Genomic DNA, 25,375 nt, shown 5'->3' on the forward strand with positions numbered 1-25,375 from the left:
ACCCTCAGGAGAACTGCTGTGATTTCCATGCCCAAAATCAGGTCAACGTCCGTCGCAGCTATCGCGGCTTCCGCGCTGGTGCTCGGCCTCGCCGGATGCGCGCAGCAGGGCGACGCCTCCAACGCCGTCAACAGTAACTGCAAGAAGACCTACACCGTCGGGTTCAGCAACCCCTACAGCGAGGCGGTGTCGGTCAAGGCCATCAAGAAGTTCGTGCAGAAGCGCGCCGAAGAGCAGGGCTGCGTCAAGGCGCTCCTGGACAACACCACGGCGGCAAACCTCGAATCGCAGCGCTCCACGATCGAGGGCTGGATCACCCAGAAGGTGGACGCGATCGTGGTCCTCCCCGTGGACGCCACCGCGCTCGTCAGTCTGCAGAAGAGGGCGCAAACCCAGGGCACGAAGTGGCTCACCTACTCCTCCGAGATGAAGGGCCAGGACGGCAGCGTCGGCTTCGACTCCCACGAGGGCGGCAAGCTCATCGCCGACGACATGACCGCCTGGCTCCAGAAGCACTATCCCCACGGGGGCGTCTCGGCGGCCGTCACCACGCTGGTCAATCTGCCGGGATTCGCCGGCCGCACGATCGAGACAGTCAACGCCCTGAACAAGCTCAACATCCCCATCGTGTCCAAGCAGGACTGCGCCGACTCCGGATGCGGTCTGCAGATCGCCGAGGACGCCCTTCGTGAGCACCCGGACCTGCGGGTCTTCATCGGCCTCAACGACGATGCCGGAGTCGGTGCCCTCAAGGCGTTCCAGAATGCTGGCCTGAACCCTGACGACGTCTACATCGCCGGTGCTGACGGAGCACAGGAGGCCCTCGAGGCGATCAAGAAGGGGACCGCGTACAAGGCGTCTGCTGCCTGGCCGCTCAAGGAGCTCGGCACCGCGATCGTGGACCTGTCGATCGCAGCGGTCGATGGCAAGGGCTCCGCGGACAGCACCCTGCACCACGTGCTGGCGACGCCGCGGAACCCGGCGGATGTCGACCAGCTGCTCGACGCCTTCTCGGCCAAGTGACCTGAAAATGTCCGATCGTTCACCGACCGCGGAAGGAAGGTTGCCGTGAACACCACTCTGGCGACGAGCACGCTCCGCATGGAGCTACGCGGGCTGCGGAAGTCGTATGGCTCCAACGAGGTCCTCAAGGGCGTGGACCTGAAGATCGAGTCCGGCCGCGTGCATGCGTTGCTCGGCGCCAACGGGGCAGGCAAGTCCACGCTGCTCGCATGCCTCAGCGGCGCGGAGCACCCCGACTCGGGCACCGTCGTGACCGAGGACCGCACCTATCACGGGTTCACCCCGCGGACCGCGTTCGAAGCGGGCACGGCCATCATCTACCAGCACTTCCAGCTGGTCGGACCGCTCAGCGTCGCCGAGAACGTCTTCCTGGGGAACGAGCTCACGCGCCGCGGGAAGCTCGACCGTGATGCCCAGGTGCGGGAGGCAGGAGCGCTGCTGAAGGAGCTCGACGTCGACATCGACCCGCGCGTGCCGGTCGAGACGCTCAGCGTCGGACAGCAACAAGTGGTGGAGATCGTCCGTGCGCTCCGCCGCAATCCGAACGTCCTGATCCTCGACGAGCCCACCGCCGCCCTCGGAAAGCACGAGGTCGAGGTGTTGCTCGACCTCGTCCGCCGGCTCGCCCGCGAACGGAACATGGCGATCGTCTACGTGACGCACCTGCTGCGCGAGATCGTGCAGATCGCAGACACCGTGTCCGTGCTGCGCGACGGTGCAGTGTTCTTCACCCGGCCGGCCCCTGAGTTGTCGATCGACGACCTCGTCGACGCCATCTCCCCGGACCGGACGACCGCCACCCAGAACCGCGCGGCGAAGACGCTCGACCGGCCGATGCTGCGGCTTGAGGACTACCAGTGCGCCTACACGGGGCCGATCACGCTGACCGTTCACGCGGGCGAGATCGTCGGGCTCTTCGGACTGCTCGGCTCGGGGCGCACCAACCTGCTCGAAACGCTCGTCGGCGCCAGCCCCCACCTCGCAGGTGAGGTGACGCTCGACGGCCGCCCCGTCAGCCCTCGTTCTCCATCGGCCGCCCAGGCCGTCGGCATCTCGCTGGTCGCCTCCGACCGGAAGGCGCAGTCGCTGTTCCCAGGCATGTCCGCCCTCGAGAACGTCCTGATGCCGCATTTCAACCGACTGGCACGAGGTCTTCGACGTCGGCGCGCCGAGTCCGAGGCGTTCGACGGCACCGCCGCCGACGTCCAGCTCCACCCGAACAACCCGCGGCTCGACGTCACCAGCTTCTCGGGCGGCAACGCGCAGAAGCTCGCCGTCGCTCGGTGGGTCGACGATCTCAGCAGCACCCGAGTGCTGCTGCTCGATGAGCCGACGCAGGGCGTGGACATCGGCGCACGCCACGAGCTGTACGAACTCATCCGCGCCTTCGCCGCGCGGCAGGGACACGCCGTGCTCGTCGCGAGCGGCGATCCGGAGGAAGTGGTCGCACTCGCCGATCGGGTCGTGGTCCTCGCCGACGGTTCCGTCGCCGGCGTCCTCAGGCCGGAGGACGGCGAGGAGGCGATCATCGCGCTCGCGCAGAGCGTCGACTTTCAGAACGAAGGAAGTGCGAAATGAGCACCATCACCGAGACGTCAGCACCTCAGACCCGAACGGGCGACACCACCCGGCCGGGCATCTCCGGCCGATGGCTGAAGCTGATCGATCTGTTCATGCCCATCGCCGCCGTGGCGCTGATCGTGTACTTCGGCGTCGCGACCCAGTCGTTCCTGACCACGGCCAACTTTACGGCGATGCTGACCCAGAACGCGACGACGTTCATCGTCGCCGTCGTGGCTGCCCTTCTGCTCATGGCCGGCTACGTCGACCTCTCGGTCGGGTCCGTCATGGCGGTCTCAGCCGTGGCCGCGGGCCTGACCTTCAATGGCGCAGGGTTCGTGCCCGGGATCGTCGTCGGGCTGCTGGTGGGGCTTCTCTGCGGGCTGGCCAACGGCGTCCTGATCGGCTGGATGGGGCTGTCGCCGATCGTCGTCACGCTGGGCATGCTCGCCGCGGCGCGAGGCGTGGCTCAATTCCTCGCACCTGACTCCCTCTACGGCTTCCCGCCGCAGGTCTCCGAGTTCGGATCAGGATCCTTCCTCGGGGTCTCCTACCTGGGGTGGACCGCCATCGTCGTCGCGGTGTGCGCTCTGGTCGTCCTCAACTGGCTGCCGCTGGGCCGCCGTATCGTCGCGATCGGCGTCAACCCGCGCGCGGCCTATCTGGTCGGCATCCGCGTCAAGCCCATCGTCATCGGCCTGTACGTCGTCCTCGGGCTGCTCGTCGGTCTCTCCGGCATTCTGCAGGGCGCCCGACTCGACAGCGTGCCGTCCGGAACCCTCGGCGTCGGATTCGAGGTGACGGTGCTGACGGCGATCCTCGTCGGCGGCGTGCCGTTCACCGGTGGCCCCGGCAGCGTGCTGCGCGTCCTCCTCGGCGTCGTCATCATCGCGATCCTGCGCAACGGCCTCACACTGCTCAACTACGGCCCCGACACCGCCGGCATCTTCACCGGCGCCGTCCTGGTAGCGGCTGCCGGTCTCGAGACCGTCCGGTACTGGATCAAGCAGAAGCTCTGACCCGACCGTTGCGCTCTTCATCCATCACCACAAGAAAGGCGACACCATGACTGAACTCGCCGACCTCGAGAAGCGCATCCTCCGGTTGGAGGAGCAGGCCCGGATCGTCGAAGACATCGAGGCGATCCGCGCGCTCAAGGGCGCCTATGCCGAGGCGTGCGACCTGGGTTACGACCCCGACGCGATGGCAGCCCTCTTCACCGAGGACGCCGTCTGGGAGTTCACGAACAGCTGGGGCGTCCACCGTGGCCACGCCGAGATCCGGAAGTTCATGGAGAACGTCGGCCAGGAGATCCTCTGGGCCCTCCACTACATGATCGGCCCCGTGATCACGGTCCACGACGAGACCACGGCGAGCGGCAAGTGGTACATCCTCGAGCTCGCCACCATGACGGGGGTGAGCGACCCCGCGGAGCGTGACGCCGTGATCCTTTCCGGAACCTATGCGGACCAGTACGAGAAGGTCGATGGTGTCTGGAAGTTCAAGCACGTGAAGGTGAACATCGGCCAGTCGTCCAACCTCGACCAGGGCTGGGTCCGCCAGCAGTTCCGCAGCTGACCAGATCCACGACAGACACATCGGAGGACCAATGAGAGTCGACCTTCGCGGAAGTCGGGACGACCTGTCGCTCGAGGAGCGAATCGCCCGCATCGAGGACACCCTCGCGATCCGCACGCTCTGGGCACACTACGCACACCTTGCTGACACCGAGGACTCCGGCGACTCCATCTCGGAACTGCATACCGAGACCGCGGTATGGGAGGCCCACGGCCCCGGCAACTTCGGTCGGTACGAGGGACGGGCTGCGATTCGCTCCTTCTTCGAGAACCTCTACGCCGTTTCACCGTTCCGTCACCACGCCATGACGAACGACTACCTCGACCTGTCGGATGACCGGGTCCGCGCCACCGGGCGCTGGAAGCTGACGGACCTGTGCACGATGGCCGCCGGCGAGCCCGCCGCAGTCCTTCTGCTGGGTGACTACGAGGCCGAGTTCGCCAAGGTCGACGGGGTCTGGTGCATCGACGCGGTGCATCTGCGGAGCACCGCGTGGTCGGACTGGTCCCAAGGTTGGGTCGCCCAACCCGACCGCGACGCGGAGTAGCCCTGCACGGTCTGTCAAACCCGCCCGCTGCGTCGCGTCGCGCGTCGCACGCGAAGCACCACCTTCGCGTGCGACGTGACGCGGCATGCCCGCAGACCGCCCGATCAAGTCGGGCAACCAAAATGATGGAGAGATGTGAGTGTTCGACCTCATCATCCGAAACGCGAACGTGATCACCATGGATCACCGCCGGCCCCGCGCAAGAGACGTCGCCATCTTCGGGGGACGGATCGCCGCCATCGACGCCGACATCCCGGCATCAGCCAAGGCCGGCCACGTGATCGACGCGCGTGGAGAGACCCTGCTTCCGGGATTCCACGACGCCCACAATCACATGGGTTGGTTCGGGCTCTCGCTCGATGAAGTCGATCTGAGCGGCGCAGCCGGCCTCGATGACCTCTATGGTCGCATCGAACGCGTGGTGCACGACACGCCGGCTGACGGCTGGGTGATCGGCTCCGGCTACGACCAGAACGTCCTCGGGTCACACCCTCACCGCTCGGTCCTCGACAAGATCGCCGACGGTCGCCTGGTGTGGCTCAAGCACCGCTCGGGACACATGTGCGTGGTGAACACCCCGGTCCTTGAGCGCCTGGGCCTGACACACCCGGACGCCACCGATCCGGCCGGCGGGATCATCGGGCGCGACGTCGATGGCCGCCCGAACGGACTCCTGGAGGAGCAGGCGCAGAACCTGGTCCAGGCGCTCACCCTGCCCTATCCGGTCGAGCGGCTTGTCCATGCGATCGGCGCCGCCTCCGACGTCTACGTCGCTGAGGGACTGACCAGTGTCACCGAAGCCGGCGTCGGCGGTGGATGGATCGGGAAGAGTCCGATCGAGGCCCGCGCCTACCACGAGGCCGTGTTGAAGAATCGGCTGCGCGTACGCACGCAGCTGATGGTCACCAGCGACGTTCTCCACGACCTGGATCACGCGGACAGGGACGTCGTCGACTTCGGGCTCGATCTCGGAATCGCCACCGGATTCGGCGACGACCGGCTCGCCCTCGGTGCAATGAAGATCTTCATGGACGGCTCCCTCGTCGGCCACACCGCAGCGATGTGCTCGCCGTACGAGCACGACACCGCCAACGTCGGCTATCTCCAAGATGACGAACACCGGCTCAGGACACTCATCAGCCGGGCGCACCGCGCAGGATGGCAGGTCGCCGCACACGCCATCGGCGACCGGGCCATCGACCTGACTCTCGATGCCTTCGCACAAGCCCAGGCGGCATACCCGCGCCTGGACGCCCGTCACCGCATCGAGCACTGCGCCGTGCTCTCTCCCGGTCAGCTCACCCGGATGGCGCGGCTGGGAGTGATCCCTGTGCCCCAGCCTCAGTTCGTTCGCGAGTTCGGCGACCAGATGCGGCTGGCGTTGGGCGAGAACCGGGCTGCATGGGCGTACCGTCAGCGGTCCTTCCGCGAGGCCGGCATCGTGGTCCCCGGGAGCAGCGACCGGCCCGTCGTCCAAGGGGCTCCGCTCCTCGGAATCCAGGCCATGGCGGAGCGCGTGACCGAGACCGGAGCCCGATTCCCAGGTGCCGAGCAGATCGACGTGATGGAGGCGCTGCGCAGCTACACCGTGCACTCGGCCTACGCCGGATTCAACGAGGACAGCCGGGGCAGCATCGCCGTCGGCAAGTTGGCCGACCTTGTTCAACTGGCTGCCGACCCGACCGTGGTGGATACAAGCGAGATTGGCGTCATTCCCGTTTCGCGCACCCTGATCGGCGGTGAGGTCGTCTTTGACGCGACTGAGGCGGCGTTGGCGGACACCCTGATTGCGTCCGCGTCGTAGGGAGCAAGCGGTATTGCCACCGGGCGATACGCGGCACCGCGTCGGCCGGTGGCTTCCATGGGCGCTGGCGCGGTGAGCGGTGGCTGACCGGCGACGACGGCGCACGAGACCACGGCGGCCGCCGCCGACGGCGGTCAGCGGCGTGGTCGCGGTGCGGGTGGCCGAGGAGGGTGTCCAAGCCTAGGCCCATCGCGGCGCTCGCAGTGACGACCAGATCGGGCACGACGAACAAGCCACGGTTGTCGCCTGCGGCCACTAACTCGAGCAAGAGGGCGACGGTGACCCAGGTGGCAATCATGGCGACCACTGCGGTGTGTGTCCGGCGTACGCCGACGTCGACGGCGTCGAATTGGTCCACGGGCTCAGCCATGGTGTTCTGGCTGAGCCGTGAAACAAGTTGAGACACATTCGTCGACTCGTCGCGGTCGGGCAGCGAGTGGTGCCATCATCCGCGCAATGGAAAGGCTCCTCGGGGGTCGCCAAGTATTGGGCACTTTGGACGCACGATCTGCCCCAAATCGGGTCGAGATGGGCCGAGATCGGGGGATAGCATCGAGGTCGTCACTGTTCCGATTCGGAGCATCTCCCTAGGTCAGACGGTACATCGCCGAGAAGCGTCGAGATCCGCCGAACGACGAGCACCAACCGAGTCAGTTCAGGGTGTCAGGGGTTCGCGTCCCCTCAGCCCACCGAATGACCACCCGCGTGCGACCGCCGGGCCTCCATCGCCGCGTGATTGGGGCGGCCCACTCTGCTTGCGCCTCCGGGGCCGCCCCAGTCAACGATGGCCTGGGCGACCTGCGCGTCGGTGACCTCCACGTGCTCGCCATAGCCGACCGCGGCGGCGTCCATCGCGGCGTCGAGCAGCGCCCGTGGCCGGAAGTCGGGGGTGAGCAGCACGAGGCGACGCTCGGCCAGCTCGCCGATACCGACCGAGGAGCGGCCCGCCCATGAGTCATCGGCCCGCGGCTTGCCGGGCGCTGCGGCTGCCGACCATCCGCGCCCAGTTCCCCGACATCGCCGACGCCGCCGGCCGGGACCAGATGTCCTACCGCGGATTCCTCGCCGAACTGCTCATGGCCGAATGCGCGACCGCGCGCGCCGCCGCTCCGAACGCCGCATCAAGGCCGCGGCATTCCCGCGCGAGAAGTCGTTGCGGGGGTTCGACTTCGACGAGAACCCGAACATCGACCCCGCGGTCATCCACACCCTCGCCACCTGCGAATGGGTCAAGAAAGGGCTGCCGCTCTGCCTTATCGGCGACTCCGGCACCGGCAAGTCCGACCTGCTGATCGCACTCGGCACCGAGGCCGCGATGGCTGGGTTCCGGGTCAAATACACCCTGGCCACCAAGCTGGTCAACGAACTGGTCGAGGCCGCCGACGACCTCATGCTCACCAAGACGATCGCCCGCTACGGCCGCGTCGGCCTTTTGTGCATCGGCATGTACGGATCGGGGCCGTTCGGGGAGTCCTCCGGTCAGCCGGTGCCGATGTCGGTGGAGAACTTCCACCTGCTCAAGCAGCAGCAGGGCGCGGAGCACTTCACCGCGCCGGACGGCTCGCGCTGCGTGAACCTGCTCAACTGGGACGGGCGCGGCACGCCCGAGGGCCTGTTCCCGCGCAACGACGAGGACCGCTGATGGGCTTCGACCGCTCCCGCGCTCTCACGCACCGCATCGCGGCATACCTGCTGGCCTACCCGGACGAGCCGCTGCGCGCGCTGCTGCCGCAGCTGCGGGAGGCCGGTGCGGAACTCCCGCCGCAGTACGGCGCGCCGCTCCGCGAACTGGTGGACCACCTGGACGCGACGACGCTGCTGGCCGCGCAGCAGCACTACGTCGAGACCTTCGACCTGCGGCGGCGCTGCTGCCAGTACCTGAGCTACTGGTCCACCGGCGACACCCGGAACCGGGGGCGAGCCATCGTGGACTTCAAGCGCATCTACCGGTCCGCCGGGGTGCTGCCACCCGAGGACGAGCTGCCGGACCACCTCACGGTGGTGCTGGAGTTCGCCGCCACGACCGACGAAGCGCTGGGCACCGCGCTGCTGGTCAACCACCACGCCGGGCTCGCGCTGCTCGCGAAGGCCCTGCACGACCAGGGCACGGTGTACGCGCGCGGTCGACGCGGGGCCGGCCGCCCGGAAACGACTGCCGAGCAGACGGGAGCCCGCCGATGAGCACCTGAGAGCTGCTGTGGGGGGCCGCGCCGTACGCGACGATCTCGATCCTGATGGTCGGCTCGATCTGGCGCTTCCGGTACGACCGGTTCGGCTGGACCACCCGGTCCTCGCAACTGCTCGAATCGCGGCTGCTGCGGTTCGCCAGCCCGCTGTTCCACTTCGGACTGCTGGTGGTGATCGTCGGCCACGTCGTCGGGCTGCTCGTCCCGGAATCGTGGACCTCCGCACTCGGTGTTTCCGAGCGGCTCTACCACGTGGTGGCGGTCGGGCTCGGCGCGCTGGCCGGTATCTGCACGCTGGTCGGGGTGGCGCTACTGATCTACCGGCGGCGCCGCAACGGGCCGGTGTTCTCCGCGACGACCGTCAACGACAAGGCGATATACCTGGTGCTGGTCGGGGCGATCGTGCTCGGGTTGCTGACCACGGTGCTGGCCAACGGCATCACCGAGGGCTACGACTACCGCGCCACCGTTTCGCCGTGGTTCCGCAGCATCTTCGTCCTGCAGCCCGATGTGGCGCTGACGGTGGACGTGCCCTGGTCGTTCAAGGCGCACATCCTGGTGGGGATGCTGCTGTTCGCGCTGTTCCCGTTCACCCGGCTGGTGCACGCCTTCAGCGGTTTCGCCGCGGTGCGCTACCTGTTCCGGCCCTACGTCGTCTACCGCAGCCGGGCGGTGGGGCGGAACCGCCGCGGCTGGGAGCGGTCTCACCTGTCGCGAGTGCGAAAACCGGCTAGGGCCCGTTCTCGCATTCACGACACCCGACCTGCGACAACGGAGCCCGGAAACAGGCACTCAGACGAGATCGGAAAGCTCCGCTTCGGGCGTAATCGTCCGTGGCGGCGCCTTCGGCGCGAAATCGGCACGTCGCCTGGGCCGCGGCGCGAGGACGTCGACGGTGCCGACCAGGACCATGTGGGCGTAGGCAGTGAAGCCCGTCGACAGGACGATCCAGCCCCCGCCGCTGAAGGCGTTCGGCTCGCACAGCCACAGGACGCCGACGAACACCAGCAGCGTCAGCACCGATGCACCGACGCGCGCGGCGCTGCGGTAGGCCACCGCTGCGGGCCAGGTCAGCAGCGCTGCGACCAGCGCCAGCCCGAGGGGGCCGAGCCGGAATCCGGTGGTGAACAGCCAGAACTCGGCCGCCAGCAGCGCCGCCGCGATGAACGCCGAGGGCAGCCAGCGCGCCAAGCCGCGGCCGAAGCGGTGCGCCAGAAGCCACCCCGACCACACGGCGAAGACCACGGTGAACAGCATCGCCAGCAGTGCGCCGGCGCCGAAGGACGTACCGGAGAAGTCGGCCACGACCAGCCAGTTCCCGGGCACTCCGCCGAACCAACCGAAGCTGTCCGCGCACGCGACATCCGAGCCGGTGCCGGATTCCGGACAGGCGACGGCCGGGGCGAGCATCGGCGCTTCCGCCGCACCTGGCGCGAACGGACCGGCTGATACGACGAACGAGCTCTGGAACGCCGACTCGTGCTGCTCGGCGGAAAGGATCCGCGTCCCGGGTAGCGACCCCAGCCCGATGCCGGTGAACGTCACGGCGCTGGCCGCCAGGAAGCCCAGCAGCGCCGCGCGGCGCGGGGCGGCGACGGCGTACAAGATCGCCATCAGCAGCGGCTTGATCAGCGTCATCGCCCGACGCCCGAACCACGGCAGCACGCCGCGCCCGGAGGGGCGGGCGGCGCGGTAGGCGAGCAGTCCGAAGCGCGTCGCCATCGACAGCGCCCGCGGCTCGCCGAGGTCGGCGAACCGCTGGCGGCCGACGTCGTAGCGCTCCACCTGGCTGGACAGCTGTGCAGGCTCGGGCAACGGCGGCTTGCGACCGCCGTCCGGGTCGGCCCCGGGCGAAACACTTGCCACGAAAGGGACTTCTGCTGCGGCGATCGTCCACTGCAGCCGCTCGGTGAGCAGCCGCCGGGTCTCGGTCAGCGCGTGCTCGTCGTCCGGGTTGGCGAACAGCGCGTCGAGTTCGGCGCGCACCTCCTCCGCGTGCCTCGCCCACACCTCGGCCAGGAACCCGCGCCACTGCTTGGCCTGCTCCTCGCCAAGCTCCCCGAGTTCCGCCTCCGTCGGGCGGGAGACGATCGCCTGCAGCGCGTCGCCGAGCTCCTCCGAGCCGCCGTGGCGCTGCGCCAACCGCGTCGGGTCGGCGAGCAACCGGACCAGCGCGGCGGCGGAGTCCATCCGCCCCCACATCCAGTCGTTCGCCCGCCACTTCGCGGACAGGAACGCGCCGAAGTTGCCCACGTCCAGGCCGCGGATCTTGTCCGCGATCCGCAGCGGCGCAGCTTCGTCGCGCCGGAGCGCGGTGAACGGCAGCGGGCTCTGTTCGTCGCTGACCACGCGCAGCAGGTTGATCCGCGTTCCCGGGACCCGGCCGACGTCCAGCGGAGCGGTGAGGACCACCAGCTGCCGCAACGTCGCCGGTCGCCGGTCGCTGCGCTCCAGCAGCGAGTAGCCGATCTGCTGCGGTTCGTCGACGTGCTCGCGCGGCGGTGCCGCGGCGGCCAGCCTGTCTGCGACCCGGTGCAGCACCGCTCGAGCCTGGGCGACCGCGTCCACCCCGGCGTCGTCCGGGACCGCGTCCGCGCCCGAAGATTCGACGATGGACATCAGCTCGCCCGCGAACTCCGCGAGTTCCCGCTGGAAGTCCTCGCCTTTCTCGACGGCGCGCAGGAGCGCGCCCAGCAGCGGCTGGATCGGGGACGGCAACCGGTGCTGCAGCCTGGTCCGGCGGAGCAGCACGCGCTGCACCCACTCGTCGAGTTCGGCGGTCTCGACGATCGGTTCCAGCTTCGCGCCGTTGATCCAGTACCGGTCGGCGTGCCCCTCCAGCACCTCGCCGAAGCTCCGCAGCCGGTACAGCACGGACTTGCAGCGCCCGATCTCGCGGCTTTCCGGCGCCCAGCGTTCGATGTCCCACGCCCAGCCGAGGCATTCCTGCACCGCGGTGAGCAGGCCGCGCGCGTCGTCGAAGACGCGCGTGGTGGCATCGCTGCCGAGCCCGGCCGAAAGGCGTCGCGCGAGCTGCGTCCTCGCCTGCGCCGACCACTCCGCGAGCGGATCGCCGACCACCGGCGGCAGCAGCTTGCCGTCCTCGGTGCCCGCGGGCTCGGTGAGCAGCCGGTACACCACCTGGGCGTCCAGTTCCGCGCGCACCACCGCGTTGTCCGGCGCAACCGCGTCGACGTGCTGCGCCAGCACCGACGCCCGCTCGTCGCCCGGCGCGGCGCGCAACGGGGCGAACAACGCCTTGCGACGCAGGGCTGTTCGCTCGACTACGCGGTTATGCTCGTCCAGCGCGTCGAGGTCGGCGAGCAACGATTCCTGGGACAGCCGGGCCTTCAGGGCCGTCGCGGTCACCGGCACGGCCAGCCCGGGCTCGCGGCGTTGGCCGTGCGAGGCGACGGGGTCCGGGTTCAGGTAGAGCAGCCACCGGTGCGTCGGCCGGTCCGCGGGCGCGGCCGTGATCGCATCGATCGCCGCCGTCACCGGGATGTTGTCCAGCACGCCGCCGTCGATGACCCGGAACGGCGGGAGCTTCGGATCGGCGGCGGTTTCGGAGAACAGCCCGACCATGTTCGGCTCACTGTCCGGCGGCTCGCCGAGCGACGAGCGCACCTGCGCGGGCTCGAAGGCGAACGGGAACGACGACGTCGAGCGGGCGGCGTGGGCGAGCCGCAGCACCGTGGCCGCGAAGTCGTCGCCCGCGCCGAAATCCGACAGTGGATCGCCGGCTTTCCCCCGATGGTGGAACCGGAACGACGCCGTGCGCCGCTCCTGCAGCATCGGCCCTGAGCGGCCGTCGAAGCGCTGCTCCAGCATCGGGTCCAGCAGCGTGGCGGTCAGCAGCAGGTCGGCTTGGTTGCCGGGGCGCTCCGCCGCCACTGGCACGTTGTCGGTGATGACGTCGGCGAGTTCGGCGCGGAAGTAGCGATCGCCCTCCAGCAGTGACGGTGGGCGGTGCTGCCAGAACTTCGGGACCGGCCGGGACATGGCCTCCACGTCACCCAGCCGCACCCACACCTCGCGCATCCGGTCGAAGGGCATGCCGTAGACCAGCGTCGCCGACAGCAGCGTCGCGTTGAGGCCACCTGCCGAGGCCCCGGCAAGCACGTCGACCGCGACGGAGTCGTAGCCGGACAGCTTCGCCAGCGCCGCCCACGGATGGGTACCAGTCGAATCGCCGTCCGCCGATGCCCGGGAGTCCGCCACCGCCTCGCGGACCCGGTTGATCTCGGCGACCGCGCCGCCGATCCACACTGCCATGCTCGCGCCGCCGCGCATCGCCAGCGCCAAGCGCAGTTCCTGCTCGTTAACCGCTCCTGCCGCGGTGGCCACCTCGGAGCCCGCCCTCTCGATCGACGTCTGAGGATCATCCGAAACCTACCGCGCGGATCGGCGGTACCGAGCCGCAACAGGGTGAACTCAACCCTTCCGCCACCGAAGCGAACCCCGACGGTGCAACGCCACCACGCGAACGGCCGCACCGGGAAATCTGTTTCCGCAGGCGCAAGGCCGTGAGTGTTTGCCGGCGCGGTAGAAGCTGCTTGGGAGGGTGCTGCACGTGAATGGAGCGAACGGACCGTTTGTGTCGCCTACGAGCCTGTTGCGTTTTCGGCGAAAACGACTGAACCGAAGTACCAAATCAGTCTCGATCGCCGCCGTTTGTCCGCCAGTGGCCATCTCAGCCGTGATCGATCGATCACGGTCCGTGGTGGGCGTAATTTTGCAACAGGCTCCTACCGACGCGAACAGGCCGTTCGCTTCACACCGGTTGGCGAGGCGGAACCAGGCCACTCCCGTTGGGGGAAGCCACCGGAACCGTCGCGCAGAACGAGCCTGGAAACCGGCTCAGGATTCCGGTGGGGTCCAGCGGTCCGTTCTGGTCATGCCCGCCGCGCGGCCCTTGCCCGCGATCACCAGCGCCATCTTGCGGGACGCCTCGTCGATCATCTCGTCGCCGAGCATCGCCGCACCCCGCTTGCCACCGGCCGCCGAGGTGTGCCACTCGTAGGCGTCCAGGATGTTCTCCGCGTGGTCGTAATCCCCCTGGCGCGGCGAGAAGAGCTCGTTGACCGCGTCCACCTGCGCCGGGTGCAGCACCCACTTGCCGTCGAAGCCCAGCGCCGCCGACCGGCCACCCACCCGGCGCAGTCCCTCGACGTCCTTGATCTGCAGGTACGGCCCGTCGATCGCCTGCACCCCGGCCGCGCGGGCCGCGGTCAGGATGCGCATCAGGATGTAGTGGTAGGCGTCGCCAACGTCGTAGCCCGGCGGCTGGTGCCCGACGACCAGCGACCGCATGTTGATCGAGGCCATGAAGTCGGCGGGCCCGTAGACCAGCGCCGCCACCCGCGGCGAAGCGGCGGCGATGGCGTCCGCCTCGACCAGGCCGCGGGCGTCCTCGATCTGCGGCTCGATGCCGATCCGGCCGACCTCCAGCCCGATGGCCCGCTCGATCTGGGTCAGCGTCAGGTCCAGCCAGCGCACGTGCTCGGGGGTGCTCACCTTCGGCAGGATGACCGTGTCGAGCTCGGCGCCCGCGCCCTCCACGACGGTCACCACGTCCCGGTAGGTCCACTCGGTGTCCAACGCGTTGACCCGAACCGAGCGGATCTTCTCGCCCCAGCCACCCTCGTTGAGGGCGCCGACGATCCGGTCGCGCGCCTCGGCCTTCGCCAGCGGCGCCACCGCGTCCTCCAGGTCCAGGAAGAACTGGTCGACGGCCAGCCCGCGCGCCTTGTCGATCATCTTCGCGCTGGAACCCGGCACCGCCAGGCAGCTCCGCCGGGCACGTCGACCGTCCACGTTGTCCTCCTCTGGCATCGCGAGTCGCTGCGTGTGTACCACGCACGCCGCCGCTTGGGCCGGACAAGTGCCCGGCGGCACAGTCCCGTGCCCGAGCGGCGGCGCCGCGCCGTTCCGCCCGGGCAGCGGACGGCACGGAGAGTGCATAGCCTGATCCACGTGGCAGCCGCGACCAGGGTTTTCGCGGCCCGGATGGCCGGCCTGTCGGTGTTCGGGCCGGACGGCGAATCGATCGGTCGGGTGCGCGACGTCGTCGCCGGGCTCAGCGCCCGGCGGCAGCCGCCGCGCGTCCTCGGCCTGGTCGTCGAGCTGCCAACCCGGCGCCGGATCTTCGTGCCGATGCTGCGGGTCACCCGCATCGAATCCAGCGCCGTGACGCTGGCGACCGGCACGGTGAACCTCCGCCATTTCCACCAGCGCCCCAACGAACTGCTGGTGCTCGGCCAACTGCTCGACGCCCGGGTCGTCATCGACTCCACCGGGGCGCCCGCGGTCCTGGTCGACGTCGCGATGGAGCAGATCCGCACCCGCGACTGGCAGCTGGCCAAGCTCGCGGTTCGGGAGCGCACCGGGCGGCTCGGCCGCCGCGGCCCGACCCAGGTGCTGGACTGGGACCAGGTCACCGGGCTGGCGGTCGCGGAGCTGACCGGTCAGCCGCAGGGCGTGCAGCAGCTGCTCGCCATGTTCGACACGATGCGCGCGGTCGACGTCGCGAGCACCCTGCATGAGCTGCCGACCAAGCGCCGCTACGAAGTCGCGGAGGCGCTGGACGACGAGCGGCTCGCCGACGTCGTCGAGGAACTGCCCGACGAGGACCAGAAGGACCTGCTGGCGTACCTGGACGACGAGCGAGCGGCGGACGTGCTGGGGGCGATGAACCCCGACGACGCGGCCGACCTGCTCGCCGAGCTGTCCGAAGTGGACAAGGAGCGGCTGCTCGGGCTGATGGCGCCGGAGGAATCGGCACCGGTCAAGCGGCTGATGGCGTACTCCTTCGACACCGCAGGCGGCCTGATGACACCGGAACCGATCGTGGTCAGACCGGACGCGACCATCGCCGAGGCGCTGGCGATGGTGCGCAACCCGGACCTGCCGGTGGCGCTGGCCAGCCTGGTGTTCGTCTGCCGCCCGCCGTCGGCCACCCCGACCGGCCGCTACCTGGGTTGCGTGCACATCCAGCGGCTGCTCCGCGAACCACCGTCCACTTTGGTCGCCGGCGCGCTGGACACCGATCTCGCGAGCCTCCCGGCCGGGGCGTCGCTGGCCGACGTCACCCGCTACTTCGCCGCCTACAACCTGGTGTGCGGGCCGGTGCTCGACGACGAGGAGCACCTCATCGGCGCGGTCACCGTCGACGACGTGCTCGACCACCTGCTGCCGGAGAACTGGCGGGAGAGCGGACTTCCCGAACCGGAGACCGGCCCGACGGACCAGGAGGCGCTCTGATGCCCGAACTGCTGACCCACCGCCGACTCGACCAACCCCGCCCGCCGCACCGGTTCACCGTCTCGTTCGACCCGGAGCTGTTCGCGCAGATCTCGGAGCGGATCGCCAGGTTCCTCGGCACCGGCAAGTTCCTGTTCTGGATGACGGTGTTCGTGGTCGTCTGGATCGCGGTCAACCTGTTCGCGGTCAGCCTGCAGTGGGACCCCTACCCGTTCATCTTGCTCAACCTTGCCTTCTCCACCCAGGCCTCCTACGCCGCCCCGCTGATCCTCCTCGCGCAGAACCGGCAGGACGATCGGGACCGGGTCTCGCTGGAGGAGGACCGAGTGCGGGCGGCGCAGACCAAGGCGGACACGGACTACCTCGCCCGCGAACTCGCCGCGCTGCGGCTGGCGATCGGCGAGGTGGCCACCCGCGACTACCTGCGCACCGAGTTGGATCGGCTGCGCGAGGAAGTCCCCGGCCTGCGGAGCGAAGTGGAGAAACGCCGAATCCGCACCAGTTTCCGAGACGCCGACGACATCTGAACCCAGTGCGATTTGAACCCAGTGCGATTTGAACCCAGTGCGATTTGAACCCAGTGCGATTTGAACCCAGTGCGATTTTCCATTGAGCGTTTTTCGTCCTGGCCGATCGCAGCCGCGACGCTGGAAGTCCCACCAGGCTGCCGCAAGCGGCATAGCCGCCTTGGCCCACCGTCGCAGCGTGCACCGCCGCAGGTTCTCAGCGGCCTTCTCGCGAGGACAGCCCGGACGTCGCGATTGGTACCCGGAGTCAAGAAGGCCGCTGAGGTTTCCCCGCACCGCAACGCAAGAAGAGGTTGGAAAACGCTCAATGGGAACCAGCGCGCTGTTCTCCATTGGAACCGCCGTCGAGGTCGGCGAAGAGGGCGACGATCGCCGGGGCCGTGACCTCGTGGGCCACGTACTCCTCGCGGGTGCACCAGGCGAGTTCGGCGATCTCGGCGGCCGGCTCGGGGGCCCCGTCGAGTTCGCCCGTGTAGCAGCTGAGCTCGACCTGCACGCCGTCTCCCTGACCGACGGCGTCGGTGACGTAGCGGCCGAAGAAATCCGCCCCCACCAGCCCGACGCCGAGCTCCTCCCGCACCTCCCGGTGCAGGGCCTGCACCTCGGTCTCGCCGGGGTCGATCTTGCCGCCGGGCAGGTAGAACGCGGCCTGGTAGCCGGCGCGGACCAGCAGCAATCGCCGGTCCACGAACCGGACCAGGCCGACTGCCCGGATCAGCTGTTCGGGAGCGGTGGAGTTCGCATCGTGCACGACCTCATGCTTGCGCACGCTGCCCCGGCGGCGACGGCACACCCCCGTCGGCTAGCCGCTCGCAGGTGCGCATCAGTGCCTCCAGCTCGCCCGCGGTCGCGGACAGGAAGTACCGCGCCACCCCAGTGCGGTGCGTCGAGGCCGCGAGCTGCAACCGCGCTTCGCCACGTTCGGTGATCACGGCCTGCACACCGCGCCCGTCCGAATCGACCCGGACCCGGCGCACCAGCCCGAGCCGTTCGAGGCGGTCGACCAACCGGGTCACCCCGGAACGGGACAGCAGCACGACGTCCGCGAGTTCGGTCATCCGCAGCCGCTGTTCGGGGGCTTCTGCCAGCGCCTCGAGGACGTCGTAGGCGGCGAGCGTGAGCCGTTGCTCGGCGATCAGGTCGCCTTCCAGGCAGCGCGTGACCCTGGCGTGCGCGCGGAGGAAACTGCGGTACGCCAACAATTCACTTCGAGTCGGTAATCGATCAAGAGCCGTCTCGGCCACGAAGATTGATATTACGGAACGCGTTCACTCGACTGCGCAGCGCCCCCGAACAAGAATCGCGTTCTGCTCGGCGAGTCCCGCCGACCAGCGCGGGCGACCCTGTTCCCGGCGGGCTACCGGTCCGTAGCATTGGGATTGCCCACCGCGCGGTGTGAGAACCTTCGAGGTCGGCGCACGGCGTCGTCCGAAGCGACCACCGACCACGTCCGCAACTCCAGCTTGCCGAGGTAACCGTGACCAGTACGCAGTCCGCGCCCACCGAGGACGCCGTCCGGAAGGCCCTCAGCCAGGTCGAGGACCCGGAGATCCGCCGGCCGATCACCGACCTGGGCATGGTCAAGAGCGTGTCCATCGGCACCGCCGGCGCCGTGACGGTCGAGGTGTACCTGACGGTCCAGGGCTGCCCGATGCGGGAGACGATCACGCAGCGGGTCACCAGCGCCGTGTCCGCCGTCGAGGGCGTCAGCTCGGTCCAGGTCGAGCTCGACGTGATGAGCGACGAGCAGCGCACCGAGCTGCGCAAGATGCTGCGCGGCAGCGCCGAGGAACCGCGCATCCCGTTCGCCGAGCCCGGCTCGATGACCCGGGTGTACTGCGTGGCCTCGGGCAAGGGCGGGGTCGGCAAGTCCAGCGTGACGGTCAACCTCGCGGCCGCGATGGCCAAGCGCGGCCTGTCGGTCGGCGTGGTCGACGCCGACATCTACGGCCACTCGGTGCCGCGGATGCTGGGTGCGGGCGGCAAGCCCACCCAGGTGGAGAAGATGATCATGCCGCCGCAGGCGCACGGCGTGAAAGTCATCTCCATCGGCATGTTCACCCCCGGCAACACGCCGGTGGTCTGGCGCGGGCCGATGCTGCACCGGGCGCTGCAGCAGTTCCTGTCCGACGTCTTCTGGGGCGACCTCGACGTCCTGCTGCTCGACCTGCCGCCCGGCACCGGCGACGTGGCGCTGTCCACCGCCCAGCTCATCCCGAACGCGGAGATCCTGGTGGTCACGACCCCGCAACAGGCGGCGGCCGAGGTCGCGGAGCGGGCTGGGGCGATCGCCATGCAGACCCGGCAGCGGCTGGCCGGCGTGGTGGAGAACATGTCCTGGATGGAGTTGCCGGACGGCCAGCGGATGGAGGTCTTCGGCTCGGGCGGCGGCCAGCGGGTGGCGGAGTCGCTGAGCCGCTCGATGGGCTCGGACGTGCCGCTGCTCGGCCAGGTGCCGCTGGACCCGCGGCTGCGCGAAGCGGGCGACAACGGCACCCCGCTGGTTCTGGAGGCCCCGGACTCGCCGGCGGCGGTGGTCCTCAACGACATCGCAAAGCGCCTGTCCACCCGAGCGCGCGGCCTCGCGGGCAAGCTCCTCAGCGTCTCCCCCGCCTGATCACCACGCTTCCGGGTGAAAGGTGAGGGGCACGCTTGGGTGGCACAGCCGCTCAAGGGTGCCCCTCACCTCGAAAAAATCACGTGTGCTTCGCGACTGCGAGGAGGCCCGGGCCGGTCGGGAGGGTGACGGGCACCAGGTTTTCGTCCTCCTGGATGGCCCGGACCAGGTCTCGCAGGGCCAGGGCCAGGGCGCTCCGGGTGTCCGGGCTGGCCAGCTGAACACCCGCGAACACGATCACCCCGCCCGGGCGCAGCAGCCGGACGCCGAGCTCCAGGTACCTCGGGTAGTCCGTGGTCGCGATGCCCACCGACACCAGGTCGTAGCCGCCTTCGGTCAGCCGCGGCATCAGATCGACCGCCCGGCCGGCGATCAGCCGGGTCCGGCCCGTTGGCACGCCCGCCTCCCGCAGCGTGACGCGGGCCGCTCGCTGGGCCGCCGCGTCGGCGTCGATCGAGGTCAGCACGCCGTCCGGGAGCATGCCCTGGAGCAGCCACAACGCGCTCTCGCCCGACCCGGTGCCGACCTCCACCACGGCCTTGGCCCGCAACGCCGCCGCCAGGAACCGCAGCACGTGCAGTGGCGACGCCCCGACCGAGGTGTCCGTCGGACCGCCGGTCGGCGCGCCGGACAAGCGGTGTCGCGCCTGCCCACGGCCCACGGGCCCGGCACCCACCGGCGTCTCGGGTATCACAACGCGAAAGGTTATCGGCGTTGCCCACGGCGATGTTCCGCGCGCCCGAATTCGTTAGTGGGCCGTTTCCGGCGGGCCGAAGTGAGACCCGGATCACATCAGGTTCTCAGCCAGTTCTCAGGCGCCTTTAATCGCTACCTCACCAGGGCATACGAGAGTAAGCACGTCATAACCAACCCCATCGGCGTCTCCTAGGACGACAACGCCGGGAACAACGGAGGCGACATGTCCGTTCTTGGAGATGAAACCGCGCAGGAGGTGGCTTTTCGCCCGATGGCAACACAGCCGATGAGTGTGGCCCCAAGTGTCCAACACAGCACCGTCTCGCCCGCCGCGGAAGAGGTCGCCTGGGCCCCGCCGACGTGGGACGAGGTGGTCCGGCAGCACGCCGACCGGGTCTACCGGCTGGCGTACCGCCTGACCGGCAACCAGCACGACGCCGAAGACCTGACCCAGGAGACCTTCATCCGGGTGTTCCGGTCGCTCGCGTCGTACAAGCCGGGAACGTTCGAGGGGTGGCTGCACCGGATCACCACGAACCTGTTCCTGGACATGGCCCGCCGCAGGTCCCGCCTGCGCATGGAGGGCCTACCCGAGGACACCGACCGGCTGCCCGGCGGTGGCCCGAGTCCGGAGCAGGTCTTCAACGACACCCTCCTCGACCCCGACCTGCAGGCGGCGCTGGACGAGCTACCACCGGAGTTCCGGGCGGCGGTCGTGCTCTGCGACGTCGAGGGGCTCTCCTACGAGGAGATCGGCGCCACCTTGGGCGTGAAGCTGGGTACTGTGCGAAGCAGGATCCACCGCGGGCGCCAGATGTTGAAGGCCACCTTGGAAGCTCGCCGCGAGCATCCCCGGGAGGTTTGACGAATGACGGTTTTGCGTGGGTGGGGGCTGCCGGAGCAGCACCTCGCGCTGGACGCGATCGTCGCATTGGTAGATGGGGAGCTCAGCCCGAGCGCCCAGGATCGCGCCGTAGCCCACTTGGCCCACTGCCCCGCGTGCACCGCGGACGCCGCCGCCCAGCGGCAGGCCCGCGCCGCGGTCCAGGCGGCCCAGACGCCGTCGATCTCACCGAAGCTCCTGCAGGCCCTGCAGGCCATTCCCGCGCACGCGGACCTGCCGAGCCAGCCGGACGGCTTGGCGCTGACCGCCGACGGCCAACTGGTCGCCGTGGCCCGCCCGGACCGGGCGAAGCGGTTCGGCGACGGGGCCACGCTCGGGTCCAGCAGGCCGTTGGGCGGCACCCAGCAGCCCTTTGGCAGCGTGTCCCCTTTTGCACGTGACGTCGACGCCGCCCCGTCGCGGCGGGTCGGCCGCCGCACCCGGCAGGGCGCCGGCGTGGTGTTCTCCGGCCTGGTGCTGGGCGCCCTCGCCTTCATGAACCTGCCGACCGACGAAGAGGGGCGGCCGGTCCCGAGCGCACCGGATCCGCTGCCCGGCGAGGCGTTCACGAATGCCGTCGTACCGGCTTCGTCGCGCGAATCGCTGCCCGCCGAGCCGAGCACCGGCCATCCGACATCTCCGCACGTCGCCGCGGGCCAGCCGCCCTCGTCCGCGCCCCCGGCACCGACGACCTCGGCTCCCGCCCCACCGGGAAACTGAGCGCTCCTCCCGGCGAGGACCGCGACTTCGCCCGCTCCCACACGAACTTCACCGGTCGCCCGGCAAAATGGGCGTGCCGGCAGTGGGCCCACATGCCGGTGGCATGGGCACACCGCCCGTGTGATCCACTCGAACGGACGAGTCCCGACCGCATGCCCGGGGAGCGATGAGCGACCAGCCAGGAAGGCCCGCGCAGGGCCCCGACGCCGACCAGGGACGTCGGGATCAACCCCACGCAGGCCAGCAGGAGCCCAACGGGCGACCCGCCCAACCCGTGCATCCGTGGCAGGGCGCGGCGAACCCCACCCGGGGAGTGCCCGCCGGACCGGTGACCCCGCCCCCAGCCGCGCAGAACGGGCAGGCCGAACCACCCCACGCCGCTCACGGCGAGCAAGCCGGCCCGGACAGCACCGCCGTGCACGGCAGACCGGCCGAACCACCGCATCCAGCGCAGCACGCCTCCCCGCCCCGCCTCGCCCCGCGCCCGCTGCGCCGACCCCCGGTCGACCCGTCGCAGAGCTCGGTGTTCGGCCGTCCGAAGGGCGTGACCGGCAGCTTCGACTCGAACCGGCGCGACCTGCCGGCGCGCGGCATCGAGCAGACCCCGCCCCCGCCGGAAGCCCTGGCCCAGGCGTTCAGCCGCCCGCCGCGCAGCGGCGAACGCCTCCAGCGGGCGCCGGGCGAGCAGCCGATGACACCCGAGCCGGCCGACGAGCCGGCGCTGTGGAACTCCGGTGAGCGCGATCCGTGGCGTGACCCGGCCGCGGCCGCGATGATCGGCCCGCCCGCCCTCGTCGAGGAACCCGAGAAGAAGCCTGACCGCACCGAAACCGGTCCCCTGCTGAGCGCCCGCGAGATCCTGTTCGGTCGCCGGGTGCACCCGCGCGCGCTTGCGATCCTCGCCGCGGTCGCCCTGCTCGTCGGCGTGGCCGGCGGGCTCCTCGGCCGGATCACCGCCGAGGAGGGCAACCCGCTCACCAACCCCGACGTCACCCTCGCCGAGGTGGAGCAGGGCAAGGACCGGCCGAAGGGCACCGTCGCTGCGGTCGCGCAACGCGTCGTTCCGGCCGTCGTGTCGATCGAGGTGCGCGTCGGCGCGCAGGGCGGCAGCGGATCCGGGGTGGTCATCGACGGCAACGGCTACGTGGTCACCAACAACCACGTCGTCTCGATGGCCGCCGACACCCCGAACGCGCAGGTCTCCACGGTCTTCCACGACGGCACCCGGGCCCCGGCGCGGATCGTCGGACGGGACGTGAAGACCGACCTGGCGGTGATCAAGGTAGAGGTGTCCAACCCGACGGTCGCCCAGCTCGGCAGCTCCGACGGGCTGGCGGTCGGCGATGAGGTAATCGCCATCGGCTCGCCGCTGGGCCTGGCAGGCACCGTGACCACCGGCATCGTCAGCTCGGTGCACCGCCCGATGCGGCTGGCCGGTGAGGGCACCGACACCAACGCGGTCATCGACGCGATCCAGACCGATGCCGCGATCAACCCCGGCAACTCCGGCGGTGCCCTGGTCGACGGCAACGGCGCGGTGGTCGGCATCAACAGCGCGATCCGCACCCTCGGTGCCGGCGGTGCGGGCGGTTCGATCGGGCTGGGCTTCGCGATCCCGATCGACGACGTCCGGCGCATCGCCCAGGAGCTGATCCGCACCGGCAACGTGCAGCACGCCAACCTCGGCGTCAACGCCAAGTCGGTCAGCGACGGGCTCGCCGACGGCGCCCAGGTGCAGAACGTGCAGGACGGCAGCGCCGCGGCGGCGGCCGGGATCGCCGAAGGCGACGTGATCATCAAGATCGGCGAGCGCAAAGTAGCCAGCGCCGACGACCTGATCGTGGCCGTCGACCGGCACCCGGTCGGCGAGCGCGTGCCGGTGACCGTGGTCCGGCAGGGCCGCGAACTAGTCCTGGCCGTGACCCTGAAGTGAGCGCACGGGTCGCCCGGTTCCCGGATGGGCGCACCCGGTGCGCGGGACCCGCGCGCAAGCTGGGCGCCAGGTGGCGATTTCGCGCGAAATCGCCACACACGCGCCCCTGCCACCGCCGCGGGTCCCGGACGGTGGCCACCCTCGAGGCGAATACCGCAGGCTGGACGACCTCCGAGGTTCCGGCCTCCGGCGCTGGTTTCCCGCCGAACGCGCAGCTAACAGTTCGTGAAGGCCATGTGCTGGGTTACTTCCCCCTCCTGCGGCTATCACCCGGTCGGTACTCTGGGGGCGTTGCCAGCTCATGCGGTGCTGGTCCGCGAGTCGCGAAGCCCCGGAGGTAGTCGAGAGGTGTTCGATAGCATCGGCTGGCCCGAACTCCTGGTTCTCGTCGTGGTCGGGCTGTTCATCCTCGGCCCGGAGCGCCTGCCGCAGGGCGCAGCGTGGCTGGGCAAGACGGTTCGCCAGGTCAAGGAGTACGCGACCGGCGCACGCGAGCAGATCAAGTCCGAGCTCGGCCCGGAGTTCGACGAGCTGCGCAAGCCGCTGGAGGACCTGCGCGGCATCCGCAACTTCAACCCGCGCACGGCGGTGACCAAGCACCTCTTCGACGGGGAGAACCCGCTCGACGGCATCACCAACACCAACGGCAGCACGAACGGCAACGGCTACCAGCCGAAGCCGGCGGACCCGCCGAAGCCCGAGCAGCGCCCGCTCGCCCCAGGCGAGCGCCCCCCGTACGACTCCGACGCGACCTGACCGGGCAGCCCTTCGCGTTTCGCCGATCGTGGCGTCACGAAGCCTGCGCGACGGCGACGCGCCTGCGCGCGGGAACCGCGAGGCCGACGGCGAGCGCGGCCACCGCCAGCCAGCAGCACAGCAAGACCGTCATGCCGGACCAGCCCCACGCGCCGTAGGCGGCGCCGCCCGCCACGCCTCCCACGCTGCTGCCGCCGTAGTAGGCGAACTGGTACAGCGCGGACGCCTGGCCCCGGGCCGACACCGATGCCCGCGCCCCGACCCAGCCGCTGGCCACCGAGTGCGCGGCGAAGAACCCGCCGGTGAACACGACGAGGCCCACCACGATCACGAGCAGGTTGCCGGCGAGCATCAGCAGCAATCCCACCGCAGTCACCGCCAAGCTGGTGAACAGCGCCTGCGTGCGTCCCCAGCGATCCGCGGCGCGACCGGCGATCGTCGAGGTGACCGTTCCGGCCGCATAGGAGAGGAACGCGAGCGCAGCGAGCGCCGGAGGCACTAGCAGCGGCGGAGCGGTGAGGCGGAAGCCGAGCACGTTGTAGACGGTGACGAAGGTGCCCATGCCGAGCGCAGCGACCAGGTACGGCACGTAGAGCACCGGGTCGCTGAGCGCGGCGCGCAACCCGCCGAGCAGCGGTCGCCAGCGCAACGGCTGCCGGTGGTGGTTGCGTTCGGCGGGGAGCAGCACCACGAACAGCACCGTGCACACCCCGGCGAGCAGCGCCACCGCGAACATCCCGCCGTGCCAGCCGGCGAAGTCGCCGACCACTCCGCCCAACAGCCGACCGGACATCCCGCCGATGGTGGTGCCCGCGACGTAGAGGCCCATCGTCGTGCCCAGGTGCTGGCCGCCGGTCTCGTCGGCCAGGTAGGCGACCGCTACCGCAGCCAGGCCCGCGATCGCCGCGCCCTGGACCAGCCGGACGGCCACCAGCACCGGGAAAAACGGCACCCATGGCAGCAGCAGGCCCAGGACTTCGGCGATCAGCAGCGCCACGATCATGGTGCGGCGGCGGCCGACCGCTTCCGACAGCGTGCCTAGCGGGATCGCCGCGACCGCCAGCCCGAGCGTGCTCGCCGAAACCAGCAGGGCCGCCGTGCCCGGGTCGAGCGCGAAGACGTCGGCCAGCTGCGGAAGCACCGGTTGCGGCGCGTAGAGCAGGGCGAACATCGCCAGTGCGCCGAGCAGCAGGGCGATGCGGATCTTGCGGATTCGGGCCGGATCGACGGGGTTCACGAGCTCGAACGTAAGCAGGCCTAATTAATGCGTCCAATTCAGCTT

22 protein-coding genes and 1 pseudogene are annotated in these 25,375 nt (G+C 69.8%); 16 read left to right on the plus strand and 7 right to left on the minus strand.

Going from position 1 to position 25,375, the window contains the following annotated elements; translation table 11 throughout:
• Window positions 1-27 precede the first annotated feature (27 nt).
• The 6 genes from DL519_RS25315 (at window position 28) to DL519_RS25340 (ending at window position 6,512) form a co-directional block, all read left to right on the plus strand.
• Window positions 28-1,023 (plus strand): sugar ABC transporter substrate-binding protein, encoded by a 996-nt coding sequence (locus tag DL519_RS25315; protein WP_223840354.1) that lies wholly within the window; start codon window positions 28-30, stop codon window positions 1,021-1,023.
• Window positions 1,024-1,068: 45 nt separating this feature from the next.
• Entirely contained in the window at window positions 1,069-2,601 is a 1,533-nt protein-coding gene (locus DL519_RS25320; protein WP_190818467.1) for a sugar ABC transporter ATP-binding protein, read from the plus strand.
• The gene (locus DL519_RS25325) at window positions 2,598-3,602 is read left to right on the plus strand and encodes an ABC transporter permease (protein ID WP_190818468.1); all 1,005 of its coding nucleotides are present in this window, start codon (window positions 2,598-2,600) and stop codon (window positions 3,600-3,602) included. Before DL519_RS25320 ends, DL519_RS25325 begins: the two co-directional genes overlap by 4 nt.
• 46 nt (window positions 3,603-3,648) lie before the next feature.
• Window positions 3,649-4,161, plus strand: coding sequence for a nuclear transport factor 2 family protein (locus DL519_RS25330; protein WP_190818469.1), 513 nt, complete (start codon window positions 3,649-3,651; stop codon window positions 4,159-4,161).
• A gap of 31 nt (window positions 4,162-4,192) precedes the next feature.
• The gene (locus DL519_RS25335; protein WP_190818471.1) at window positions 4,193-4,708 is read left to right on the plus strand and encodes a nuclear transport factor 2 family protein; all 516 of its coding nucleotides are present in this window, start codon (window positions 4,193-4,195) and stop codon (window positions 4,706-4,708) included.
• 139 nt (window positions 4,709-4,847) lie between these two features.
• Window positions 4,848-6,512: an amidohydrolase gene (locus tag DL519_RS25340; protein WP_190818473.1), complete on the plus strand. Its 1,665-nt coding sequence runs from the start codon at window positions 4,848-4,850 to the stop codon at window positions 6,510-6,512.
• A gap of 681 nt (window positions 6,513-7,193) precedes the next feature.
• Here the strand turns inward: DL519_RS25340 and DL519_RS25345 are convergent.
• On the minus strand, window positions 7,194-7,412 hold the full coding sequence (locus tag DL519_RS25345; protein ID WP_190818475.1) for a hypothetical protein: 219 nt from the start codon (window positions 7,410-7,412) through the stop codon (window positions 7,194-7,196).
• 184 nt (window positions 7,413-7,596) lie between these two features.
• Here DL519_RS25345 and DL519_RS49495 point away from each other — a divergent pair, with 184 nt between their 5' ends.
• The 3 genes and pseudogenes from DL519_RS49495 to narI form a co-directional block, all read left to right on the plus strand.
• Window positions 7,597-8,154: an ATP-binding protein gene (locus tag DL519_RS49495; RefSeq protein ID WP_317891392.1), complete on the plus strand. Its 558-nt coding sequence runs from the start codon at window positions 7,597-7,599 to the stop codon at window positions 8,152-8,154.
• On the plus strand, window positions 8,154-8,693 hold the full coding sequence (gene narJ, locus DL519_RS25355) for a nitrate reductase molybdenum cofactor assembly chaperone (protein ID WP_190818477.1): 540 nt from the start codon (window positions 8,154-8,156) through the stop codon (window positions 8,691-8,693). The genes DL519_RS49495 and narJ overlap by 1 nt, the downstream gene beginning before the upstream one ends.
• 53 nt (window positions 8,694-8,746) lie before the next feature.
• A pseudogene (gene narI / locus DL519_RS25360) lies at window positions 8,747-9,397 on the plus strand (respiratory nitrate reductase subunit gamma); the annotation flags it as partial.
• Between the two features lie 93 nt (window positions 9,398-9,490).
• On the opposite strand, the gene DL519_RS25365 reads toward narI, so the two are convergent.
• A complete protein-coding gene (locus DL519_RS25365) occupies window positions 9,491-13,045 on the minus strand; it encodes a patatin-like protein (RefSeq protein ID WP_190818479.1) in 3,555 nt (1,184 codons plus the stop codon).
• 513 nt (window positions 13,046-13,558) lie between these two features.
• Complete coding sequence (locus tag DL519_RS25370) at window positions 13,559-14,533, minus strand: HpcH/HpaI aldolase/citrate lyase family protein (RefSeq protein ID WP_190818481.1); 975 nt, start codon at window positions 14,531-14,533, stop codon at window positions 13,559-13,561.
• A gap of 141 nt (window positions 14,534-14,674) precedes the next feature.
• On the opposite strand from DL519_RS25370, the gene DL519_RS25375 reads away from it, so the two are divergent.
• On the plus strand, window positions 14,675-15,961 hold the full coding sequence (locus tag DL519_RS25375) for a magnesium transporter MgtE N-terminal domain-containing protein (protein ID WP_190818483.1): 1,287 nt from the start codon (window positions 14,675-14,677) through the stop codon (window positions 15,959-15,961).
• A complete protein-coding gene (locus DL519_RS25380) occupies window positions 15,961-16,488 on the plus strand; it encodes a DUF1003 domain-containing protein (protein WP_190818485.1) in 528 nt (175 codons plus the stop codon). The genes DL519_RS25375 and DL519_RS25380 overlap by 1 nt, the downstream gene beginning before the upstream one ends.
• A gap of 304 nt (window positions 16,489-16,792) precedes the next feature.
• Here DL519_RS25380 and DL519_RS25385 read toward each other — a convergent pair whose 3' ends face one another.
• Both DL519_RS25385 and DL519_RS25390 read right to left on the minus strand, forming a co-directional pair.
• A complete protein-coding gene (locus tag DL519_RS25385; RefSeq protein WP_223839534.1) occupies window positions 16,793-17,239 on the minus strand; it encodes an NUDIX hydrolase in 447 nt (148 codons plus the stop codon).
• Window positions 17,240-17,243: 4 nt separating this feature from the next.
• Window positions 17,244-17,690 (minus strand): MarR family winged helix-turn-helix transcriptional regulator, encoded by a 447-nt coding sequence (locus tag DL519_RS25390; RefSeq protein WP_223839536.1) that lies wholly within the window; start codon window positions 17,688-17,690, stop codon window positions 17,244-17,246.
• Window positions 17,691-17,965: 275 nt separating this feature from the next.
• Here DL519_RS25390 and DL519_RS25395 point away from each other — a divergent pair, with 275 nt between their 5' ends.
• Window positions 17,966-19,105 (plus strand): Mrp/NBP35 family ATP-binding protein, encoded by a 1,140-nt coding sequence (locus DL519_RS25395; RefSeq protein ID WP_190818490.1) that lies wholly within the window; start codon window positions 17,966-17,968, stop codon window positions 19,103-19,105.
• 79 nt (window positions 19,106-19,184) lie between these two features.
• Here DL519_RS25395 and DL519_RS25400 read toward each other — a convergent pair whose 3' ends face one another.
• Complete coding sequence (locus tag DL519_RS25400; RefSeq protein ID WP_263399714.1) at window positions 19,185-19,766, minus strand: O-methyltransferase; 582 nt, start codon at window positions 19,764-19,766, stop codon at window positions 19,185-19,187.
• Window positions 19,767-20,087: 321 nt separating this feature from the next.
• Here DL519_RS25400 and sigE point away from each other — a divergent pair, with 321 nt between their 5' ends.
• The 4 genes from sigE (at window position 20,088) to tatB (ending at window position 24,093) form a co-directional block, all read left to right on the plus strand.
• Window positions 20,088-20,666, plus strand: a complete 579-nt coding sequence (gene sigE, locus DL519_RS25405; protein ID WP_190824214.1) for an RNA polymerase sigma factor SigE — start codon at window positions 20,088-20,090, stop codon at window positions 20,664-20,666.
• A gap of 3 nt (window positions 20,667-20,669) precedes the next feature.
• Complete coding sequence (locus DL519_RS25410; RefSeq protein ID WP_190818493.1) at window positions 20,670-21,404, plus strand: zf-HC2 domain-containing protein; 735 nt, start codon at window positions 20,670-20,672, stop codon at window positions 21,402-21,404.
• A 166-nt stretch (window positions 21,405-21,570) separates the two neighbouring features.
• Window positions 21,571-23,337 (plus strand): trypsin-like peptidase domain-containing protein, encoded by a 1,767-nt coding sequence (locus tag DL519_RS25415; RefSeq protein WP_223839538.1) that lies wholly within the window; start codon window positions 21,571-21,573, stop codon window positions 23,335-23,337.
• 348 nt (window positions 23,338-23,685) lie between these two features.
• Entirely contained in the window at window positions 23,686-24,093 is a 408-nt protein-coding gene (gene tatB / locus DL519_RS25420; RefSeq protein ID WP_190818494.1) for a Sec-independent protein translocase protein TatB, read from the plus strand.
• Between the two features lie 34 nt (window positions 24,094-24,127).
• Here the strand turns inward: tatB and DL519_RS25425 are convergent, their stop codons facing one another.
• The gene (locus DL519_RS25425) at window positions 24,128-25,330 is read right to left on the minus strand and encodes an MFS transporter (protein ID WP_190818495.1); all 1,203 of its coding nucleotides are present in this window, start codon (window positions 25,328-25,330) and stop codon (window positions 24,128-24,130) included.
• Between the last annotated feature and the right edge of the window lie 45 nt (window positions 25,331-25,375).

Source organism: Saccharopolyspora pogona, from assembly GCF_014697215.1.
Taxonomy (GTDB): Bacteria; Actinomycetota; Actinomycetes; order Mycobacteriales; family Pseudonocardiaceae; genus Saccharopolyspora; species Saccharopolyspora hattusasensis.